General features: G+C 64.1%; 24 protein-coding genes. 17 read left to right on the top strand and 7 right to left on the bottom strand.

Annotated elements, in window-relative coordinates; all coding sequences use genetic code 11:
* Positions 1 to 2 precede the first annotated feature (2 nt).
* From ACXJMY_RS25710 to ACXJMY_RS25660, 11 genes are all read left to right on the top strand, one after another.
* Entirely contained in the window at positions 3 to 164 is a 162-nt protein-coding gene (locus tag ACXJMY_RS25710; RefSeq protein ID WP_456622143.1) for a hypothetical protein, read from the top strand.
* Between the two features lie 65 nt (positions 165 to 229).
* On the top strand, positions 230 to 679 hold the full coding sequence (locus tag ACXJMY_RS25705) for a branched-chain amino acid ABC transporter (protein WP_456622142.1): 450 nt from the start codon (positions 230 to 232) through the stop codon (positions 677 to 679).
* Positions 607 to 1,032, top strand: a complete 426-nt coding sequence (locus tag ACXJMY_RS25700; protein WP_456622217.1) for a phage tail assembly chaperone — start codon at positions 607 to 609, stop codon at positions 1,030 to 1,032. Before ACXJMY_RS25705 ends, ACXJMY_RS25700 begins: the two co-directional genes overlap by 73 nt.
* Positions 1,033 to 1,038: 6 nt before the next feature.
* Positions 1,039 to 4,002, top strand: a complete 2,964-nt coding sequence (locus ACXJMY_RS25695) for a hypothetical protein (protein ID WP_456622141.1) — start codon at positions 1,039 to 1,041, stop codon at positions 4,000 to 4,002.
* A gap of 4 nt (positions 4,003 to 4,006) precedes the next feature.
* On the top strand, positions 4,007 to 4,399 hold the full coding sequence (locus ACXJMY_RS25690) for a phage tail fiber protein (protein WP_456622140.1): 393 nt from the start codon (positions 4,007 to 4,009) through the stop codon (positions 4,397 to 4,399).
* A 10-nt stretch (positions 4,400 to 4,409) separates the two neighbouring features.
* Positions 4,410 to 4,838, top strand: a complete 429-nt coding sequence (locus tag ACXJMY_RS25685; RefSeq protein WP_456622139.1) for a phage tail fiber protein — start codon at positions 4,410 to 4,412, stop codon at positions 4,836 to 4,838.
* A 38-nt stretch (positions 4,839 to 4,876) separates the two neighbouring features.
* Positions 4,877 to 5,293, top strand: a complete 417-nt coding sequence (locus ACXJMY_RS25680; RefSeq protein ID WP_456622138.1) for a hypothetical protein — start codon at positions 4,877 to 4,879, stop codon at positions 5,291 to 5,293.
* A complete protein-coding gene (locus tag ACXJMY_RS25675; protein WP_456622137.1) occupies positions 5,290 to 6,879 on the top strand; it encodes a hypothetical protein in 1,590 nt (529 codons plus the stop codon). Before ACXJMY_RS25680 ends, ACXJMY_RS25675 begins: the two co-directional genes overlap by 4 nt.
* Entirely contained in the window at positions 6,872 to 7,654 is a 783-nt protein-coding gene (locus ACXJMY_RS25670) for a hypothetical protein (protein ID WP_456622136.1), read from the top strand. The genes ACXJMY_RS25675 and ACXJMY_RS25670 overlap by 8 nt, the downstream gene beginning before the upstream one ends.
* A gap of 2 nt (positions 7,655 to 7,656) precedes the next feature.
* Positions 7,657 to 8,694 carry a hypothetical protein gene (locus tag ACXJMY_RS25665; protein WP_456622135.1) on the top strand — a complete coding sequence of 346 codons (1,038 nt, stop codon included), beginning with the start codon at positions 7,657 to 7,659 and terminating at the stop codon, positions 8,692 to 8,694.
* A gap of 13 nt (positions 8,695 to 8,707) precedes the next feature.
* Complete coding sequence (locus ACXJMY_RS25660) at positions 8,708 to 9,847, top strand: phage tail protein (protein WP_456622134.1); 1,140 nt, start codon at positions 8,708 to 8,710, stop codon at positions 9,845 to 9,847.
* Here ACXJMY_RS25660 and ACXJMY_RS25655 read toward each other — a convergent pair.
* The gene (locus ACXJMY_RS25655; RefSeq protein ID WP_456622133.1) at positions 9,831 to 10,619 is read right to left on the bottom strand and encodes an FkbM family methyltransferase; all 789 of its coding nucleotides are present in this window, start codon (positions 10,617 to 10,619) and stop codon (positions 9,831 to 9,833) included. The two genes, ACXJMY_RS25660 and ACXJMY_RS25655, sit on opposite strands and share 17 nt — an antisense overlap.
* A 108-nt stretch (positions 10,620 to 10,727) precedes the next feature.
* Here ACXJMY_RS25655 and ACXJMY_RS25650 point away from each other — a divergent pair, with 108 nt between their 5' ends.
* Genes ACXJMY_RS25650 through ACXJMY_RS25625 form a run of 6 tightly spaced genes read left to right on the top strand, consistent with a single transcriptional unit; the run spans position 10,728 to position 13,557 of the window.
* On the top strand, positions 10,728 to 11,951 hold the full coding sequence (locus ACXJMY_RS25650) for a peptidoglycan-binding protein (RefSeq protein ID WP_456622132.1): 1,224 nt from the start codon (positions 10,728 to 10,730) through the stop codon (positions 11,949 to 11,951).
* Positions 11,948 to 12,454, top strand: coding sequence for a protease IV (locus tag ACXJMY_RS25645; RefSeq protein WP_456622131.1), 507 nt, complete (start codon positions 11,948 to 11,950; stop codon positions 12,452 to 12,454). Before ACXJMY_RS25650 ends, ACXJMY_RS25645 begins: the two co-directional genes overlap by 4 nt.
* On the top strand, positions 12,426 to 12,572 hold the full coding sequence (locus ACXJMY_RS25640; RefSeq protein WP_456622130.1) for a hypothetical protein: 147 nt from the start codon (positions 12,426 to 12,428) through the stop codon (positions 12,570 to 12,572). Before ACXJMY_RS25645 ends, ACXJMY_RS25640 begins: the two co-directional genes overlap by 29 nt.
* Positions 12,572 to 12,946: a DUF1515 family protein gene (locus ACXJMY_RS25635; RefSeq protein WP_456622129.1), complete on the top strand. Its 375-nt coding sequence runs from the start codon at positions 12,572 to 12,574 to the stop codon at positions 12,944 to 12,946. Before ACXJMY_RS25640 ends, ACXJMY_RS25635 begins: the two co-directional genes overlap by 1 nt.
* Entirely contained in the window at positions 12,943 to 13,182 is a 240-nt protein-coding gene (locus tag ACXJMY_RS25630) for a hypothetical protein (RefSeq protein WP_456622128.1), read from the top strand. Before ACXJMY_RS25635 ends, ACXJMY_RS25630 begins: the two co-directional genes overlap by 4 nt.
* A gap of 36 nt (positions 13,183 to 13,218) precedes the next feature.
* Positions 13,219 to 13,557: a hypothetical protein gene (locus tag ACXJMY_RS25625; protein ID WP_456622127.1), complete on the top strand. Its 339-nt coding sequence runs from the start codon at positions 13,219 to 13,221 to the stop codon at positions 13,555 to 13,557.
* Positions 13,558 to 14,566: 1,009 nt separating this feature from the next.
* Here ACXJMY_RS25625 and ACXJMY_RS25620 read toward each other — a convergent pair.
* The 6 genes from ACXJMY_RS25620 to ACXJMY_RS25595 form a co-directional block, all read right to left on the bottom strand.
* Complete coding sequence (locus tag ACXJMY_RS25620; RefSeq protein ID WP_456622126.1) at positions 14,567 to 14,836, bottom strand: hypothetical protein; 270 nt, start codon at positions 14,834 to 14,836, stop codon at positions 14,567 to 14,569.
* Complete coding sequence (locus tag ACXJMY_RS25615; RefSeq protein ID WP_456622125.1) at positions 14,833 to 15,051, bottom strand: hypothetical protein; 219 nt, start codon at positions 15,049 to 15,051, stop codon at positions 14,833 to 14,835. The genes ACXJMY_RS25620 and ACXJMY_RS25615 overlap by 4 nt, the downstream gene beginning before the upstream one ends.
* 643 nt (positions 15,052 to 15,694) lie before the next feature.
* A complete protein-coding gene (locus ACXJMY_RS25610) occupies positions 15,695 to 15,931 on the bottom strand; it encodes a hypothetical protein (protein WP_456622124.1) in 237 nt (78 codons plus the stop codon).
* A gap of 125 nt (positions 15,932 to 16,056) precedes the next feature.
* On the bottom strand, positions 16,057 to 16,263 hold the full coding sequence (locus tag ACXJMY_RS25605; protein WP_456622123.1) for a hypothetical protein: 207 nt from the start codon (positions 16,261 to 16,263) through the stop codon (positions 16,057 to 16,059).
* A gap of 476 nt (positions 16,264 to 16,739) precedes the next feature.
* Positions 16,740 to 17,009: a hypothetical protein gene (locus tag ACXJMY_RS25600; RefSeq protein ID WP_456622122.1), complete on the bottom strand. Its 270-nt coding sequence runs from the start codon at positions 17,007 to 17,009 to the stop codon at positions 16,740 to 16,742.
* The gene (locus ACXJMY_RS25595; RefSeq protein ID WP_456622121.1) at positions 17,006 to 17,224 is read right to left on the bottom strand and encodes a hypothetical protein; all 219 of its coding nucleotides are present in this window, start codon (positions 17,222 to 17,224) and stop codon (positions 17,006 to 17,008) included. Before ACXJMY_RS25595 ends, ACXJMY_RS25600 begins: the two co-directional genes overlap by 4 nt.
* Positions 17,225 to 17,629 lie beyond the last annotated feature (405 nt).

Below are 17,629 nucleotides of genomic sequence, written 5' to 3'. Positions count from 1 at the left end.
CAATGTGGAGCGATGATCGCCGTTATTACGGCAGCGAGCGGCTCCCGGACGCCCGGGAGCGGATCTTGCTCGACGCGCTTTGCAAGCTGCACTGGCTGCGCATCCGCACGATCTCCAACTTGCGGGCCATCGAAAGGCCTTCCCCCGAATTCCCGACAGAATGATTGCGCGCAATCGGCCCCGCGGTGGTGTCGGCCACCGTGGGGCCATCCTTCCGACAGAGGACATCATGGATACCGAGAAAGACACCTTCGACATCGGCGCGCTCGACGCCAGGGACGAGGCGACGCTCAACATCAAGCACCCGACGACCGACAAGGAGACCGGCTGGATCTGGACCTTCTACGGCCCGGGCCATCCGATCACGATCGAGCTGGCCGACCAGGTCGGCCGTGAGCAGCTGCGCCTGGCGCGCGAGAAGGAACAGGCCCGCGTCAACGGCAAGAAGTGGAAGGCCGACGACGAGTCGATCGACGCCCTGCGCAAGCGCAATGTCGACAGCATCGTCAAGCGGACCAGGACCTTCACGTCCGTCAGCATCGACGGCAAGCTGATCGAGTTCTCGCCCGACAACGCCCGCATGCTGTTGTCGGATCAACGCAAGGGCTGGCTGTTCAAGCAGGTCACCGATTACCTGCGAGAAGACGAAAGTTTTATTCGGCCCTCGGCGACGAGCTGAGGGATTTCGCGGAAGCCACTTTCGCCCTCGATGCCAGGGACAAGGACGGCTTCAGCCTGCGGGAGAAGCTGGAAGGCAAGCTCAAGCGCACGCGGGGCGCCAAGGGCAGGGCGGAGATCGAAGCGCAGCTCGCGGTCCCGCCGTTCCCTATGCCGCTCTTGTACCTCTGGAACGCCTTCCAGCGCCTGTCCAGCCGCCGAACCGGGTCCGGCTTCGGCATCAACCCGATCGCCTATGCCGACATCGAGGCCTTTGCCCGCCTTGGCGGCCGGCGCTTCTCGCCGTTCGAGATCGAGCTGATCGAGGATCTCGACAATCTGTTCCGGATCGAGTTCGCCAAAAAGCGAGACTAAACCAGCATGTCCGACCAGACCGTCACCGAGCTTGTGATCGACGCCGACACCTCCGGCGCCGATCAGTATTCGCAGGCCATGGACAAGGCTGCGGATGCCTCAGAGCGCGGCATCTCCAGCGCGCAGGGCGCGGCGCTGGCGATCGCCGGCGTCGGGATCGCGGCGCTGGCGGCGATCGCCGGCCTGCGCAGCTTCTATGACAACGTCGGCAAGCAGACGCAGGTCCTGGTCGACCTCGAGGACCGCGCCCAGTTGGCCGGCCTCAGCGTCAAGGAGTTTCAGCAGGATCTGTTTGCGGCGATGTCGTCGGGTGTGAAGGAAAGGGACTTCAACTCCGGCATCGACAAGATCACTGATGATCTGACGCAGGCGAGCCAGAAGGCGACCGAGTTCGGCAAGCTGTTCAAGGCCAATGGCCTCTCGATCAAGGACCAGAACGGTCAGCTGATCTCGACCAAGCAGGCGCTGGCCGACATCGCCGGGCTGATGCAGAACGCCTCGCCTCAGGTGCAGCAGGCGATCGCGCGCATCGTCGGGCTGTCGAAAGACTGGATTCCGTTCCTGCGCCAGGGCGCCGACGCGATCGAGGAGCAGAAGCGCAAGGCGCAGGATCTCGGCATCATCATCGACGATGATACCATCGCCAAGGCGCGCGAGTTCAACACGCAATGGAAGGAAGCCGTTGCGACCTGGGATCTCCAGTTCAAGGCGTCGCTGGCCTCGATCCTGCCCCTGCTGACCCAGATGGCCGGCCTGGCTTCGCAGATCCTTGCCGGCATCGGCGCGGCGAGCGGTTCCGTCGGCCGCTGGATGACGCCGGACGAGGACAAGACCAAGTCCCAGCTTAACGACCAGATCAACGATGCCTATCGGCTGCGCGAGATCGTCGCGCAGATCGGCGATCTCAGCCAGCAGTCGTTTGCCGGGTTCAAGGGGCGCAACCTCGCCGGCCTGCTCGGCCTTCCGGAGAATGCCTCGCTCGGTGACGTCGACAAGCTGCTCGACAAGCTGGCGGCGCTCTACGACAAGCAGCCGGACCGGATCCGCGTCACGCCGGACAGCTCGACCACGCAACTGCCCGACATGAGCCAAAAGGATGGTCTCGAGCGTGCGATCGAGTCGGCCAATCGGCATATCGCGGTGATGAAGGCCGACGCCGCGGCGATCGGAGAATCCGATGCTGCGCTGGCCGGCCTGCGCGTCGAGGCAGAGCTCTATGCCGCGGCCGAGCGCGCCGGTTACAAGGATCTCGAGCAGTTCGCCGACAAGTTCTACGATCTGCGCGAGCGGATGGAGCAGGCCAAGTCCGCCTATGACCAGTGGAAGGCGGAGGGCGACGCCAATTTTGCGCGGCAGACGGTCGGCCTGCAGGGCGTCGAGCTGCAGATCGCGCAGATCCAGCGGCGGCTGCACGGCGACGACTGGCGCGCCTATACCGATGATGCGCTGTCCAACACCATGCGGCTCACTGCTGCGCTGCAGGAGGTGAAGGACACTGGGCTCGACTTCACCAAGTCGTTCTTCCAGGGGCTGATGCAGGGCAAGTCCGGCATGGACGCGCTGGCCGGCGCGGCCGAGCAGCTCGCCTCCAAGATGGCCGACAAGGCGTTGACCGACATCTTCTCCGGCAATTTCATCCAGGGCGGCGTCGAGGCCGTCGTGGCGATCGGGGCGCAGCTGTTCGCCGGCGACCAGAAGGCCAAGAAGGAGCTGGACGAGGCGAAGCAGCAATGGGCCAAGATGGCCGACCAGGTCATCAAGTTCAACCAGGCCGCCGCCGGCGTCGACCTCGGCCCGCTGACCAATGAGCTTCAGTCGCTGTTCTCGTCGTTCCAGACCCTCGAGGAAGCGGCGCGCAAGGCCAAGGACGAGGCTTCGCGCGGCAGCCTCGCCGAGACACTGTCCAGCGGCATCAGCCGCATCATCGCCGAGTTCAAGAGCGGCGCCGATGACCTGTCGCCGTTGCAGAAGGCGATCAAGGGCGTCAACGACGAGGCGGCCGGGCTCAAGGACACGCTGACCACGATCGGCGCGGCCAACCACTGGGACGTGACCGGCGAGTTCGCCGGCATCGACGCGTCCGTCAAGGCGCAGATCAAGAAGCTCATGCAGGACGCGGCCGACACGCTGACGTCGAGCCTGGCGGAGCGGCTCAACAGCGCGCAGGGCAAGTCCTATCTCAACGATGCGGCGGCACTGCTCAAGCAGCATCAGACCGACCTCGCAAGCGCGGCCGAGCTCGGCAACGATCCGGGGCTGCTGGCGCAGATCGCGGCGACCTATGCGGCCGAGGCGCAGAAGATCGTCCAGGACTCCGGCTTGGTCGGCGACAGCTTCGACGACTTCATCAAGCTGTTTCCGGATCTTGCCGACGTCGTCAAGCAGGCGACCGTCGACGTCACGGCCTCGATCAAGACCATCAGCGATTATCTCGCGAGCCTGCAAACCGGCTCCAGCTCRATCCTGTCGCCGCAGGATCAGCTTGCGGCAGCTCAAGCGCAGTTCGGCCAGCAGCTCGGCCTGGCGCAGGGCGGTGATGCCGATGCGCTCGGTTCGATCACCAAATACGCCGACACGCTGCTCAACCAGGCCAAGAGCTTTTACGGCTCCTCGGAAGGCTATGCCGGCATCTACCAGGCGGTGTCCTCGGCGCTGGCCGCGCTGATCGGCGCCTCGCCATCGACCGCCACGACGATGGCGTCGACCACGTCCAGCGCCACGCTGTCGACTGCGTCACTGGTGCCGCAGGTCTCGCAGGTATTTTCGTCCGGCGCGGCAAACGACAACGGGCAGTATTTCTCGGCGCTCCAGCAGGGGCTGTCGCAGGCCATCGCATCGGCCGCCAACGCACAGGTGCTGAGCCTCAATGCCGGCTTCGACGGCATGGGCAAGAAGCTCGACCGCATCGCGACCGCGGTCGAGAGCAACCGCGGCCGTGCGCAGCGGCCGTCCGCGAAAACCGGAACTTAAGACCATGTCCGCGACCTCCTACGGACGGCAGAAGATCGTCGACGATCTCACTGGCGTTGCGCCCTACAGCCCGCCGCCGCTCTATCTGTCGGCGCATACGGCCGATCCTGGCGTCGCGGGCTCGCATGCCCACGAAGTCTCCGCCGGCGGTTATGCCCGCGTTCCGCTCGCCGGCGTCATGGGCGCCGCCGATGCCAGCGGCATCAGCGTCAACACCACGGTCATCACCTTGGGCCCGGCCACGGCCGATTGGGGCACCATCACGCATTTCGGCATCGAGGACTCGCTCAGCAGCGGCAACATGCTCTGCCCGGGCGCGCCGACGATGCCGCGGACCATCACCACCGGCCAGCCGCTGCAGATCCCCGTGGGCCAATTGCGCCTGCGCCTTACCTGAGAGGACCACCATGTCGAAGGGCGACACGTTCGAAAACGACCTGCTCAAGCTGATCTTCAACGGCACGGCGATCGCCAACCTGGCGGACAATGCGGCATCCTCGCCGCTGACCAGCCTCTATTTCGCGATGCATACGGCCGATCCCGGCGAGGGCGGCAGCCAGACCACCAGCGAGGTCGCCTATACGTCCTATGCGCGCGTCGCGGTGGCTCGCAATTCGACCGGTTTCATGGTCACCGGCAACAGCGTCTCGCCGGTCAACGACATCAACTTCCCGACCGCGACCGGCGGCAGTGCCACGGCGACCTTTTTCTCGATCGGAACGGCCGCGAGCGGCACAGGCAAGATCCTCTATTCCGGCACGCTGTCGCCGGCGATTTCGATCTCGACCGGTGTTCCGCCGGTGATCACCAACAGCACCACCATCACGGAAGACTGACGCAGGTTGGGCCGGGGCCGCCCCGGAAAGGCTGAGGCATGTTCAGCATCGGGCCGTTCAGCCGGTACCGCTTCTCCGAATCCGACCGGACCTCGACGCGCGCGCCTGGCGTGGCCGCGGGATCGTCGGTCGCGTCCGGCATCGGGGCGGGGGCAGCGAGGGGCGCTGCGGCTGGCGTCACCACCGTCGTCGGCATCGGCGCGGCTGCTGCGAAGGGCGCCGCCAGCGGCACGTCGACAGCTTCCGGCGTCGGCGGCCGTGCGGCCAAGGGCACGGCCGTGGGCTCGTCCAGCGCCTTTGCTTTCGGCGCGCATGCGTCCCGCGGCAGCGCCAGCGGCGGCGCCACCGCGCGCGGGGCGGGCTCGACGGGATGGGATCTGATGCTCGAGGAGGAAGGTGTGCCGATCGCCTATTTCGCCGAGATCGAGCCCTGGGTTTTGACGGATCGCTCATGATGTACGGCGTGGCCCCGATGTGCGCGTTGCCCTGGTCGGCCGACCGGCGGGACATGCGCGTCTATTTCGACATGACGATGGATCTGTCGGCCGATCTGACGCTGAAGATCTACGTCACCACCGCGGCGGGCTATGCCACCGAGCCGACCGACACGCCGGCCAACCAGCCGTTTCGCGGCGTGCTGCAAAGCTTCTCGTTCTCGCGCTCGATCATGCAGAGCGACATCGGCCAGTTCACCACCGGCACCGGCAATCTCACGATTTCCAACGACGATGCCGAGTATGACTTCCTGCCGCAGACTTACGCGATCGACGGCCGTCCGATCGCGATCCGCATCGGCCGGCCCGACCAGCCCTATGCCGACACCTATCCGCTGGCGAAGCTCACGGCCTCCGGCTGGAATATCGACACCGAGGTCATCTCGATCGACCTGGAGGACTATTCCTACAAGCTGGAAGTGCCGTTGCAGCCGAACACCTATGGCGGGACCGGCGGCGCTGATGGCGGATCCGATCTCGCAGGCAAGCGCAAGCCGCTCGCCTTCGGTAATGCGCTCAACGTCTCGCCCGTGCTGCTGGTGCCGAACCTGCTGATCTATCAGCTCCACGACGGGTCGCTGCAGGCGGTCGATGCGGTCTATGACCGCGGCGTGCCGCTGACCGGCGCCGGCAACGTCGCCGACTATGCCACCCTTGCCGCCGCCAGCGTCACGCCGGGGCAGTTCAAGACGTGTCTTTCGGCAGGCCTGGTCAAGCTCAGCTCGATCGCGGCCGGCACGGTGACCGCGGACGTCCGCGGCGACAATTCCGCCGGCTACATCACGACGACGGCCGACATCGTCCGCTGGGCCTTGCGCAATCGCACCGTGCTCGATGATCCCGACGACCTCGACGCTGCATCCTTTGCCGCAGTGAATGCCGCGCAGCCGGCGCCAATCGCCTATTTTTCCGGGCCCGACGACAACCTCACGGTCGCGGCTTTCATCCAGGCGCTGATGGGCGGCATCGGCGGCTGGGGCGGACATCGCCTGGACGGGACATTCGAGGTCCGGATCTTCTCCGCACCATCGGGCACCGCCGCCGCATCGTTCACGCGCGACGACATGATCGGCGGCGACATCAAGCGCGAGCCGCTGCCGGATTCGTATCGGCCGCCGCGGTGGCGCTGGCGCGTGCCCTATGCCCGCAACTGGACCATCCAGACCGATCTCGCCGGCGCCGTGACCGCGGCGCGCAAGGCCTTCGTCGCCGAGCCCTATCGGCTGGCCGAGGCGAGCTCGGCCACGATCCAGCTCGACCATCCCTTCGCGCAGGACCGCGACCCCGTGCAGTCCTATTTCGCCAATGAAGCCGACGCTGCCGCGGAGGCCGCGCGCCTGATCGACCTCTTCAAGACCACGCGCTCGATCTACCGCATGCCACTGCCGCGCCGCGCCCTGCGCCGCGAGATGGGCGACGTGATCATGGTGACGCACGATCGCTTCGACCTTCGCTTCGGCCGCCTGATGACGGTGGTCGAATGGAAGGCGCAGATCAACTTCGCCGCCGGCGGCATCGATACCGTGGAGATCGCCGCCTATGGCTAATGCCGCCCTCGTTCTCGACAATCTGGCGCTGGCCGCCGCCGTTGCGGCGTCGAGCCAGGTCCTGACCATGCCGGCGTCGAAGCTGCTCTCGCCACATCCGTCCGAGCGCTGGCGCTCGCTCAGCGCCGCCGACTGGTTCGTGCTCGACAGTGGCGGGCTCATAACTGCTGACACGGTGATGGTCGGCGGGCTGACCTGCTCGGCGGATGCGACGCTGCGGCTGCGGCTGTCCTCGATCGATGCGACCGGCATCGCCGGCGACATCTTCGACAGCGGGCCGGTCACCAACGGCGACTCCCGTTTCGACATCGACTATGCCTCGTTCGTCGCCGTGCTCGAAACGCCGCTGGCCTGGCGCTATCTCCGCTTCGACATCGCCGATCCGGGCGCGGACTATGTCGAGGCCGGCTTCGTGCTGGAAGGCCTGCGCGAGGAGATGGCGGTCAATTTCGCGCAAGGCGGCTCGGTGCAATACGTCGATCGCTCGCGGGTGTCGTCGGCCTCCTCCGGCCTGACGCTGGTCTGGACCGACAATCACTTCCGTCGCCTCGACCTGTCGTTCCCATGGGTCGAGGAGGTCCAACGCTACGGCCTAATCGAACGACTCGACCGCGCCTGCGGTCGCCGCAGCAACGTGCTCGTGATCACCGAGCCGGCTTCGCCCAATCTGCCGCGGTCGTCGTTCTATGGCCTGATGACCGACGTCACGCCGGTCACCTTCGGTGTGATCTTCGACCTCTACGGCAAGCAGCTCCGTCTCGACGAGAGAATTTAACCATGGCCTTCATTCCGCCCAAGGATCGTGTGCTCGAGCAATCGACCTCGAACAGCCAGAGTGTGTTCACGGTTACGGGCGCGCTGGACGCGGGTTACAACGCCTTCAGCGCGGCGATGAGCGTCGGCGACACCACATTCGGGTCCGTGGTCGAGCCGGGCGTTGCCTTCAAGTCGGGTTTGATCACCTACAGCGCCGCCAACGAAGTCACCGTCACCACGGCCTTCGAGAGCAAGGGCACGTTTGGGGCCGGCACCATCAAGCAGGTGTTCATGGGCTGGCCTGCGGCCGCGGCCGTGGTCGCGCCTGTGTGCGGTCAGTGCAAGCTGGTGAAGTCCGGCGCAAACCTGGTGCTGCTACCGTTCGGCGGCGACCAGCTGACGATCGACGGGCGTCCCCGCACCGTTCCCTCCGGCGGCATTTCGCTCGCGCCGACCGGTCTCACGCCGGGCGTAAACTATTTCATCTATGCCGCGATGTCGGGATCGACGATGATCCTCGAGGCCGCGACGACGATTCATGCGACCGCGAACAACCCCGGCCAGAATGGCCTCGAGGTCAAGAACAACGACGTTACCCGCACCCTGGTCGGATTTGCGAGGGTCATCACCGGGCCGGCGTTCGTCGACACCGCCACGCAGCGTTTTGTCATTTCGTGGTTCAACCGGGACCGTCGCGATTTGCTCGGCGCGACCGACAGCACGTCGACGGAGACCACCAGCGGCTATGTCGAAAAGACGCCCAGCAAGATCGAATTCTTGTGCTGGACGACCGACGTCGTGCTGGCGACCGCAACGGGCACGCTCACCAATACCGTGAACAACGGGGCTGTTGGCATCGCAGTGATGATCGATGGAACGGTGGCGGGTACGCCGTGTGACGGCAACCTGGCTTCGACGTCGAACCGGTGCCCTGTCAGTCCGAGCGTCAACACAAGACTGACCGAGGGCTATCACTACGCCGACTTTGGCATCCGCACGCTGGGCAGCGGCACGGCGTCGGCGCAATACGGCATCACGACAACCGCCTGCGTCGGCTGAAAGGACGCTTTGCATGACCTTCGTTCGTCCCCGTGCGCGCATTCTCGAGATCTCGACCACGTCGGGCGGCGGGCCGCTGGCGCTCGCCGGCGCCGCCGATGGCTCCTACAACAATTTTGCCTCGTTCATGGCGGTCGGCGATCAGACCTATGTCACGATCGTCGAGCCCGGCGTCGCGTTCTGGAGCGGCGTTGCCACCTACAGCGCGGCCAACCAGCTGACGCTGACCACCGTCGAGGAGACCAAGGGCACCTTCGGTGCCGGCTCTAAGGAAGTCATGGCCTCGCCGCTGGCCTCGACTTCGATGTTCCGCGAGGACATCGCCGGCGCGATCGTCACCGGCGGCACGTCGACGGCATACACGGTCGCCTCCTACCGGAAGTACAACACGCTCGCCGAGCTCGACGGCAACATCATCGCATTCACGCCGCATGTGACCAATGGGCTCGGATCGCCCCATGTCTCGCTCAACGTCGATGGCCTAGGGGCCAAGGCGCTCCGCGCCGAGCCGACGCGAGAGCTCTACGCCGGCGTCCTGATCGCGGGAACGCCGTACACCGCGCGCTATGACGGCACCAACGGAATTTTCTATCTGCACGGGTTCTTCGGCGACCCCTACAACGTCCCGCTCGGGGCCGGCCTCGATTATTGGGGGCCGACCACGCCGAGCAGCGCGTTCGCGTTCCCGACGGGGCAGCCGATTTCCAGGGCGACTTACGCCGGCCTCTTCGCGCTGATCGGGACCACCTATGGCGTCGGTGACGGCTCGACCACGTTCAATCTGCCGGACAAGACGGAGCGCGTCTCGGTGATGAAGGCGAGCGCGCCGAGCCGTCTGACCTCGACCTATTTCGGTGGCAACTCGTCTCAGCTCGGCGCAGTCGGAGGTGCGGAGAGTCACGTGTTGACGACGGCGGAGATGCCATCTCATGGTCATGGTGTTACTGATCCAGGGCACTCCCACTTGTATTTCTCGCCGAACAACAGAGATCAGAAACCAAGTTCTGGCGGTTCGGCTCCGTACATCGATACACAGCAGATCAGCACGTCCGGTGCGACGACAGGCATCAGCATTCAGAACACTGGTGGCGGCGGTGCCCACGCGATCGTCCAGCCCACGATCGTCTGCAACTACATCATGCGAGTGTTTTAGGAAATTGGCTGAAGATGCCCACGGGAATGATGTTTTCGAGAGCTTCGGGAGGGAAAAACAGGAAGTCTCGGTGACCACCCAAACCGAACTTGTAATGCGGTACTTGCTCCGGGTTTGAGCAGGGCAGGTAGCGGTCTCCGAGAAACATGACTCCCGAATATCCTAAGGCTCGAAAGAATTCGAACAGCCGGGCACCTTCTGGAGCGGTTGCCTCAAACTGGACGACCGGGCGAAATTTTCGGATTGTCTGCTCTGCTCCGAGAAAGACGTTTAGCTCGTGACCCTCGACGTCGCACTTGATGAACTTCAGGTTTGAGATGTCGCGGAAGCTGTCGAGTTCTCTGGTCTGGACCGAGATGGTCTCGCCAATCGCTCTCGACAACGACGCGCTTCCGTCTCCGGCTCTCTTCCGCGAAAGTTTTGCGACGCGCTGGTTATTCGAAAGCGCCACGTTCAACGTCGCGACGTTGCTCCATCCGAACCGTCCCCGTCGCGCCTCAATATACTCGATCATCTCGGGTTGCGGATCAAAGGCGAGGACCTTTCCTTCAGATCCGACCGCGCGCGCGAGCCAAAAGGAATAGATGCCCTTGTTGGCACCAACATCGAGAACCGTAGCGCCACGCAATCTGAGGTTCGCAAGCGTCTTGAGTTGAAGGCGTTCTGTTCTGAACCGATAGCGGATGCAGCGCATCAGGAAACGTGCATCTTCATATTGAGTTGCGATCCGCTCTAGGGGCGAGCGGGCGCTTGCAAAACGGGCAATTGCCACCTTGGAAAATCCCCAGCTTTTTAAGTTGTGGGGACCGTATCACTGCAACTGCTCGTCGAACAACCCATCCGGGCTGCATTTCCCCATCTCAACCGAAAGTCTAACCACATGCTCGACCTGCATGGCATTTCGCGTGCCGCGTTCGATCTCGTCGTCGCCGCCGAGGTGACGAGCCAGGCCGCCTATGAGCGCAGATATCGCCGCGTGCTCGAATATCCCGGCGAGCAGAGCGGCCCGACCGGCGGCATCGGTTACGATTTCGGCACGCAGACCCGCGCGCAGATCTCGGCCGACTGGGGCGACAAAGTCGAGCCCGGCATGCTCAAGATCCTGCTCGGCGCCTCAGGCAAGCGCGGCGAGGCGGCGGCGGCCTATTCGCGCGCGACGCGCGGGCAGGTTGACATTCCCTGGGATGTCGCGCTCGACGTCTTCGCCAATCACGACCTGCCGCGCTATCTCGCCATCCTGGAGCGCTACTGTCCCGGCGCCGGCGCCCTCGGTCCGGACTGCAAGGGCGTGCTGTGGTCGATCGCGTTCAACCGCGACGCGGCGGGCTTCATCAAGGCCGGGCCGCGCTACGCCGAGATGCGCGAGATCCGCGCCTGCGTCGCCTCCGGCGATCTTGCCCGTATCCCCGGCCAGATCCGCTCGATGCAGCGGCTGTGGCCGAAAACCTCCGGGCTCTACGCGCGGCGCGAGACCGAGGCGCGGCTGTTCGAAAAGGGTTTGGCCGAGCACCATCCCGACCAGCACGCCCGACTCGAGGTGACGCCGCCGGCGCCGGATCCGGACGTCGTCGTCCAGGTCCAGACCCGGCTGCGCGAGCTGGGCTATTACGACGCCGGCGCGGTCGACGGCCAGCTGGTGCCGAAAGGGCGGACCGAGGCGGCAATCCTGGCGTTTCGGCATGAGCATGATCTGCCGCTCAAGCCCTCGATCGACGACGATCTGCTCGCCGCGATGGCGCGCGCCGAGCCGCGCCAGGTCTCGGAGGTCAGGGCCGGTGCGACGACGCAGGATCTGCGCGAGCAGGGCGTGCAGACCATCGCCATCACCGACCAGGTCAAGGGCTGGGCCGGCAGAATGTTCGGCACCGGCGGCGGCCTCGGCGGCGCCGGCGTGCTGGCCTGGATCACCGACAAGGCCACGGCGGTCTCCGGCGCCAAGGAAGCGGTCGGCGGCCTCGGCCTGACGCCGCAGATGGTCGCCGGTCTGGTCGCGGGCGTCGTCGTGCTCGCGCTCCTCGCCGGCCTCGGCGTGCTGGTCTGGAAGTTCGCCGACAAGATCGAGGCCAAGCGCGTTGCCGACTACCGTGCGGGGAAAAACACGTGAGCGCGATCATCCCCATCATCGTCCGGCTGGCCGGGCTTGTCGGCGTCAAGCTGTCGCCGTTCTGGGCTGGTGCGGTGTTTGCCGCAATCGTTGCGCTGATCCTCGGCGGCAGCGCGATCGGCGCCGGCGTCCATCTCTACAACGCGGGCTATGCGGCCGCGGACGGCGCCTGGCGCGAGAAGGCGCTCGAGGCGCAGCTCGCGGCGATGCGTGCCGACCTCGATGCGGCCAGGCGCGCCGCCGGCGACGAGGCGCTGCGCGCGGCAACAATCCAGCAACAGGCAGAGCAGGAAAGGGCGGGGACCGATGCCTATGTCGAGGATCTCGAGAAACGGACGGCGGCGCTCAGCGCGGGCGGCAAGCCTAACGCTTGCGCTCTCACTTGTGACGATCTGCGCGGGATGCGCATCAAATCCGGCGTCTGCGCCGCTGCACCGGGAGTTGCCGGCAGCCCCGGCGCGCCTGCTCAGTCCCGTGGGCGATCCCTCCGCAAAACTGAGTGACGACGCGCGCGAGCGCATGGCGCGCACGCGCGACGCGCTGAAAGAGGCGAACCGCCGCCTCGAGGCCGGACGCGCCTGGTACGACGGCGTGCGGCAGAGCTACGGCGAGGGGAAATAATGACCGAGGCAGAATCAACCCAAGCCGCGCTGCTCAAGATGGCGCAGACGATCGGCGGCCTCGTCGCCTCGGTCGATACGCTGACGCGGCAGTGGCGCGACCAGGACGAAAAAGCCTCGATCGGCCGCCGCGACATGCATCAAAAGATCGACCGCGTCGTCGACGACTTCCGCACGCTCGAGGGCTTGGTCAAGGCGGCAATCTCCGACATCGCCGACATGAAGCCGATCGTCGATGCCGTTGAGGTCGCCAAATTCAAGGCGGTCGGCGCGCTGACGGCCGGACGCTGGTTCTACTGGCTTGTGTTTGGCAGCGGCGGCGGCGCGGCAGCGTTGTGGATCGCCTCGCATTTTTTCCAGGTGACATTGAAATGAAGCTCGAACCGCAGATCCTGCGCCATCCGCTTGACCAGGCCCTATTCGGCACGGCCGCGATCAAGCTCCTGGTCGCGCTCGCGATCGTCATCGCGCTGCTGTCGCTGTTCGCGGCGATCGCCGAGGCGCGGCGGCAGCGCTCGATCTCGGCCGCAGGCTGGCTTGCCGGCGCCGCGGTCGTGGCGGCGATCGTCGCGGCCGTCCTGGTCGGCAGTGTGACGGCGGCATACGCGTGAATCCTGCAAATCGAAAGGAGACCGAGCTGTGAGCAAATGCCTTTTTGCGTTCCGCGGCCTGATTATCCGGGCTATCTCAACTTCACGCGCGAGGATGATGGGACGGTGTCCGTCCATGTGCGCGGCGATCCCGAGCAATTCGAGGGTGAGTATGTCTGCGGCTATGCCGGCCGCGACACCGGCTTGCCGGGCCGCTGCACGCCCGGCGACGATCGCTGCAACAATTACTGCAACATGGCCCCGGAAAAGGGCGCGATGCAGCCGGCGCCGCTGAGTTGCACGCAGGTCCGGGGCAGCGACACCGTCAAGCTGACGTTATCGGCGGCCGATTTCGAGCGACTGGTGGCGTCCTTTGAGGAAATCGGCAAAGCTTAGAATTCGTCCGCGACTGCCTCCCGGACGAACGCGGGGCCGCGGGGGGCGGCCCTGATCGAGCCCGGCGCGCGATGACCCCGCGCGCCGGGCTTTTTCTGAATCTGACAATTTCATCAATTCGGGCCGGTTTATTCGGCATTTCGGTCGCGGCGGGCTCTGTCGTCATCCTCGCGCACGGCCCGCTCAATCTTGGGGCAATCTTCACGGGACTCTAATCGGTGCCACGGGCGGGGCTTCGGTCGCGTGCCTAGTGGCCTAAACGGAACGTTCTCGCGATTGCCCCAATTTGATTTACTAACGACACGTTATTTTTTTGGCGTGTGAGCAGTATTGACCAGCAATTTTGGTGCTGAAATTGTTCCATTGGTTCCATCACCGCACGGCCCATGGCTTTTATCGGTGATGAGAACGCCAGTTGCGCTCCCGCCCTCTCGAGCAGCGGAGAAGCGACATGCAGCGTCGCCGTTTCAAAGAAAACTCAAGTCTCGAATACCGTCTTGACCAGAAAGCAACGAGCTTGCGCCAGCAAGCCAAGTTGCTCCCACCAGGGAGGCTGCGCGAACAAGTTCTTCGTCAGGCCCGCCAGATGGACGTTGCCTCTCACATGAATGCGTGGCTGACTTCCCCCGGTCTGCGCGCGCCCCAGTGAGGCATGCCGCGGCATCAATTCATGCGGCGACGGAGCCGCTTGATGATCTCTCGCAAGTCGTCCGCGTACTCCGCAATTACGCGTCGGGCCTCTTCCAAGCGTGAAGGCTTTGGCTCCGACAGGTCTTTGCCTGCAGGTGGATCGTCAGGATCGCCCATGGCCCGACGGTTTGACCCGAACCGGATGGGACCATTGAGCTACATCAACAGAACCGACCGGACTCCTAGCCGTCGGCCGGGTCGCATGCGAAGCTCTAACTATATTTTGCGTCTCGGAGGGAAACCCGATGCGCCTTGCTTTGCCCTACCTTGGAATTGGCCTCTGCACGTTCCTCGCGGCGTGGCTGTCCCTTACGCTGATCTACTGACCGAGTAGACTCTCGCCGGGCGTCAGCAGCCGCACATAGGTCCCGCTCTCGTGCAGCTCGAGCCAGCCCTTCTCGACAGCATGACGGATGCCGGCGCCGAACTCGCTGCCCTTGCCGCCGAGCGTGAACAGGAACTGCGCGTTGATCTTCTCGATATGGATGCGGCCGTCCTGGACCGGCTCGACGCTGGCGGCGAGTTGAATGAGCTTACGCGCCGCGGCTTCCGGGTCGGCGTAGGGGCGCGCCTCGACGTGTTTCTTCATGCGGCGCCTGCGCTCAACTTGTCGCGCTCGGTGCGGGCGAGTTCCTGCGCCTTCAGGCGCGCTTCTTCGCTGGTCAACAGATCCGGCCGCAAGTGCCGACCGGGCAGGTCATCCCAATAGAAATAGACGCTCGGCCGGCCATCGGCGAAGCGGACTTCGTAGCTGCCGGTGCCGGGSACGGCTTCRTGYCTTTTGATSGTGATGAGTGGGGACATGCCACGTTCTAGCGGGGGTGGAGGAGAGAGGCCGCCAACTGAGGCGGCCCTCTCTTACAGATTGAAATACAACATAGAGGCTAGGACCGTCGAAAAGACGCCCAACCCTACGATGGCAATTTTCAAAACTAGGTTGGCTGCCAAATGCACCTCCCTCAGTTTGCAAATCACCCAGAATCATACGCCTTACTTCGGCGGCTGCAATCCCGGCGAGGTCAGCCACTCGGTCAAATGTGAGCCCGTTTCGGCTTGGCGCGCTCTGCGGATCATCTCCTCACGGGCCGCCCCAGGTGCAAGCTCTTTGGCTTCCTCACGTAGGCGCTTCGCTTCCTCGGTGAGTCTGATTTCGAGCGGGGACGTTTGGATAAGCCGGCGGCGCGATCCCATGGCCTTTCTCCCCATGACGATTGAACCGGCGATTCAACGGCAAATCCTCGAAGCGGGTTCCCCCGCAAATTGAGGCCTTCCGATTATGAATACGTTCGTGTTCACGACATGTTCATGCGCCCAACCTTGCTTCATAGCAAAAACGCCGCCCGCTTAATGTATCGCGGACGGCGGCTTACCAGCCCCGGGAGGGTGAGCAAAACCCCGGCGGCGGCACAAATTGCATACCCACATCGTGGAGTCTGAGCAAAATTGCTCACTCTCCAAAGACCCCGCGCCAACCGAGGCAGCCGTTCTGTTTTTTGACCAGATAGTCATCCAACGAAATCCTGCTGCCTCCCAAGCGCTTGGCCATTTCGCAGGCCAGCGTGCTTTTGCCAACACCATCCATTCCATCAAAGCCGATGCAAATGCCGCGTCCGTTGCTTGGTAGGAGGGCATTAATTCGGGCGGGCAGTTCTTCCTGTAACGTCAGTGTCTCGTAGCTCGTCATCGCTTGCCGACCACCCGTCCGAGGGGCGCTTTTCATTACCGCCGCTGGTCGTCAGCGTGATCTCGGCGGACGGACGTGGTTGGAGCAGCAAAACTGACGCTTTCCGTGAGACAATTTTGTCAGAATTATTGCTTCACTCGGGTGCGAGCCGACCCGACATGGATAAAGTGCAATTGTTCGGCCCGCTCATCGAATTCCAGAGTTCGCAGGACCGCGATGGCGGCCTGCACGCCGTTGTGGGCCTCGACCTCGCTGGTGACAGCCCGTGATGTGTCCTCATGCCACGTCTTGCCCGGCGTGCAGAAGCACACGTTGACCTCGTATTTCGGCATTCCGAACGCTCCATCGATTCGCTCGCGCTGCGGGCCGGATTCCAAGCGTACAACAGCTAAGGGTTGCGCGGGAAGAAGGGCTGGCTTGCCCACCCGATTGAATGCGGGATGCTGGCGATTTTTAAACCTTGAGCCAATTTGAAATGACTTGGCTCGCCGTCGCGCCCGGACCAAGGACAATCCCTTTTTTGCGGCATATGCCACTGCTCAGCTCAAAGGAGTGGCTCACCCACTTTGCGCGCCGCGGCTTCCGGGTCGGCGTATCCATTCTGTCTGCGATACTCCTGATCCATGGTGCTATTGATGAGCGTCAATTCCACTTTGGCACCCCGAATTCCCTGGCCGTAGCCCGACCGGCATGCGAAGCTGATTCATATTTGATGCGTTTCGGAGGGAAGCCCGATGCGCCTTGCATTGCCTTATCTTGGAATTTGTCTCTGCGCGTCTCTCGCGGCGTGGTTGTCGTTCACGCTGATCTATTGACGGAGCAGATCCTCGCCCGGCGTCAGCAGCCGCACATAGGTCCCGCTTTCGTGCAGCTCGAGCCAGCCTTGCTCGATCGCGTATCGGATGCCGGCGCCGAACTCGCTGCCCTTGCCGCCGAGCGTGAACAGGAACGGCGCGTTGATCTTCTCGATGTGGATGCGGCCGTCCTGGACCGGCTCGACGCTGGCGGCGAGTTGAATGAGCTTGCGCGCCGCGGCTTCCGGGTCGGCGTAGGGGCGCGCCTCGACGTGCTTCTTCATGCGGTGCCTGCGCTCAACTTGTCGCGCTCGGTGCGGGCGAGCTCCTGCGCCTTGAGGCGCGCTTCTTCGCTGCTCAACAGATCCGGCCGCAAGCGCCGACCGGGCAGGTCATCCCAATAAAAATAGACGCTCGGCCGGCCATCGGCGAAGCGGACTTCATAGCTGCCCGTGCCGGGAACGGCTTCGTGCCGTTTGATCGCGATGAGCGGGGTCATGTCACGTTCTAGTGGTGGAGAGAGGCCGCCAACGGAGGCGGCCCTCTCTTACAGATTGAAGTACAACATGGAGGCTAGGACCGTCGAAAAGACGCCCAACCCTATGATGGCAATTTTCAAAACTAGGTTGGCTGCCAAGCGCACCTCCCTCAGTTTGCAAATCACCCAGAATCATACGCCTTACTTCGGCGGCTGCAATCCCGGTGAGGTCAGCCACTCAGTTAAGTGCGCGCCGACTTCGTCTTGGCGAGCTTTTCGCAACAAAGCTTCTCGCTGAGTCCCTGGCGGCAGTGTCTTGGCTAGTTCACGTAGGCTTTTCGCTTCTTCGGCAAGGCGCTCTTCAAGAGGGGAAGTTTGGCTAAACCTACGGCGCGATCCCATGGCCTTTCTCCATGACGATTGAAC

This window comes from Bradyrhizobium sp. P5_C12 (assembly GCF_054049735.1).
The sequence above is the reverse complement of the archived record's forward strand: the minus strand, read 5'-3'. Positions and strand labels throughout refer to the sequence as shown.

What these genes read in the sequence shown, in the direction of transcription:
- ACXJMY_RS25680 (WP_456622138.1), top strand. Translation starts at nt 4,877, where the DNA reads ATGTTCAGCATCGGGCCGTTCAGCCGGTACCGCTTCTCCGAATCCGAC.
- ACXJMY_RS25595 (WP_456622121.1), bottom strand. Translation starts at nt 17,224, where the DNA reads ATGACCCCGCTCATCGCGATCAAACGGCACGAAGCCGTTCCCGGCACG.
- ACXJMY_RS25690 (WP_456622140.1), top strand. Translation starts at nt 4,007, where the DNA reads ATGTCCGCGACCTCCTACGGACGGCAGAAGATCGTCGACGATCTCACT.
- ACXJMY_RS25630 (WP_456622128.1), top strand. Translation starts at nt 12,943, where the DNA reads ATGAAGCTCGAACCGCAGATCCTGCGCCATCCGCTTGACCAGGCCCTA.
- ACXJMY_RS25635 (WP_456622129.1), top strand. Translation starts at nt 12,572, where the DNA reads ATGACCGAGGCAGAATCAACCCAAGCCGCGCTGCTCAAGATGGCGCAG.
- ACXJMY_RS25710 (WP_456622143.1), top strand. Translation starts at nt 3, where the DNA reads ATGTGGAGCGATGATCGCCGTTATTACGGCAGCGAGCGGCTCCCGGAC.
- ACXJMY_RS25665 (WP_456622135.1), top strand. Translation starts at nt 7,657, where the DNA reads ATGGCCTTCATTCCGCCCAAGGATCGTGTGCTCGAGCAATCGACCTCG.
- ACXJMY_RS25650 (WP_456622132.1), top strand. Translation starts at nt 10,728, where the DNA reads ATGCTCGACCTGCATGGCATTTCGCGTGCCGCGTTCGATCTCGTCGTC.
- ACXJMY_RS25675 (WP_456622137.1), top strand. Translation starts at nt 5,290, where the DNA reads ATGATGTACGGCGTGGCCCCGATGTGCGCGTTGCCCTGGTCGGCCGAC.
- ACXJMY_RS25660 (WP_456622134.1), top strand. Translation starts at nt 8,708, where the DNA reads ATGACCTTCGTTCGTCCCCGTGCGCGCATTCTCGAGATCTCGACCACG.
- ACXJMY_RS25600 (WP_456622122.1), bottom strand. Translation starts at nt 17,009, where the DNA reads ATGAAGAAGCACGTCGAGGCGCGCCCCTACGCCGACCCGGAAGCCGCG.
- ACXJMY_RS25625 (WP_456622127.1), top strand. Translation starts at nt 13,219, where the DNA reads ATGCCTTTTTGCGTTCCGCGGCCTGATTATCCGGGCTATCTCAACTTC.
- ACXJMY_RS25605 (WP_456622123.1), bottom strand. Translation starts at nt 16,263, where the DNA reads ATGCCGAAATACGAGGTCAACGTGTGCTTCTGCACGCCGGGCAAGACG.
- ACXJMY_RS25670 (WP_456622136.1), top strand. Translation starts at nt 6,872, where the DNA reads ATGGCTAATGCCGCCCTCGTTCTCGACAATCTGGCGCTGGCCGCCGCC.
- ACXJMY_RS25620 (WP_456622126.1), bottom strand. Translation starts at nt 14,836, where the DNA reads ATGAAGAAACACGTCGAGGCGCGCCCCTACGCCGACCCGGAAGCCGCG.
- ACXJMY_RS25685 (WP_456622139.1), top strand. Translation starts at nt 4,410, where the DNA reads ATGTCGAAGGGCGACACGTTCGAAAACGACCTGCTCAAGCTGATCTTC.
- ACXJMY_RS25705 (WP_456622142.1), top strand. Translation starts at nt 230, where the DNA reads ATGGATACCGAGAAAGACACCTTCGACATCGGCGCGCTCGACGCCAGG.
- ACXJMY_RS25610 (WP_456622124.1), bottom strand. Translation starts at nt 15,931, where the DNA reads ATGACGAGCTACGAGACACTGACGTTACAGGAAGAACTGCCCGCCCGA.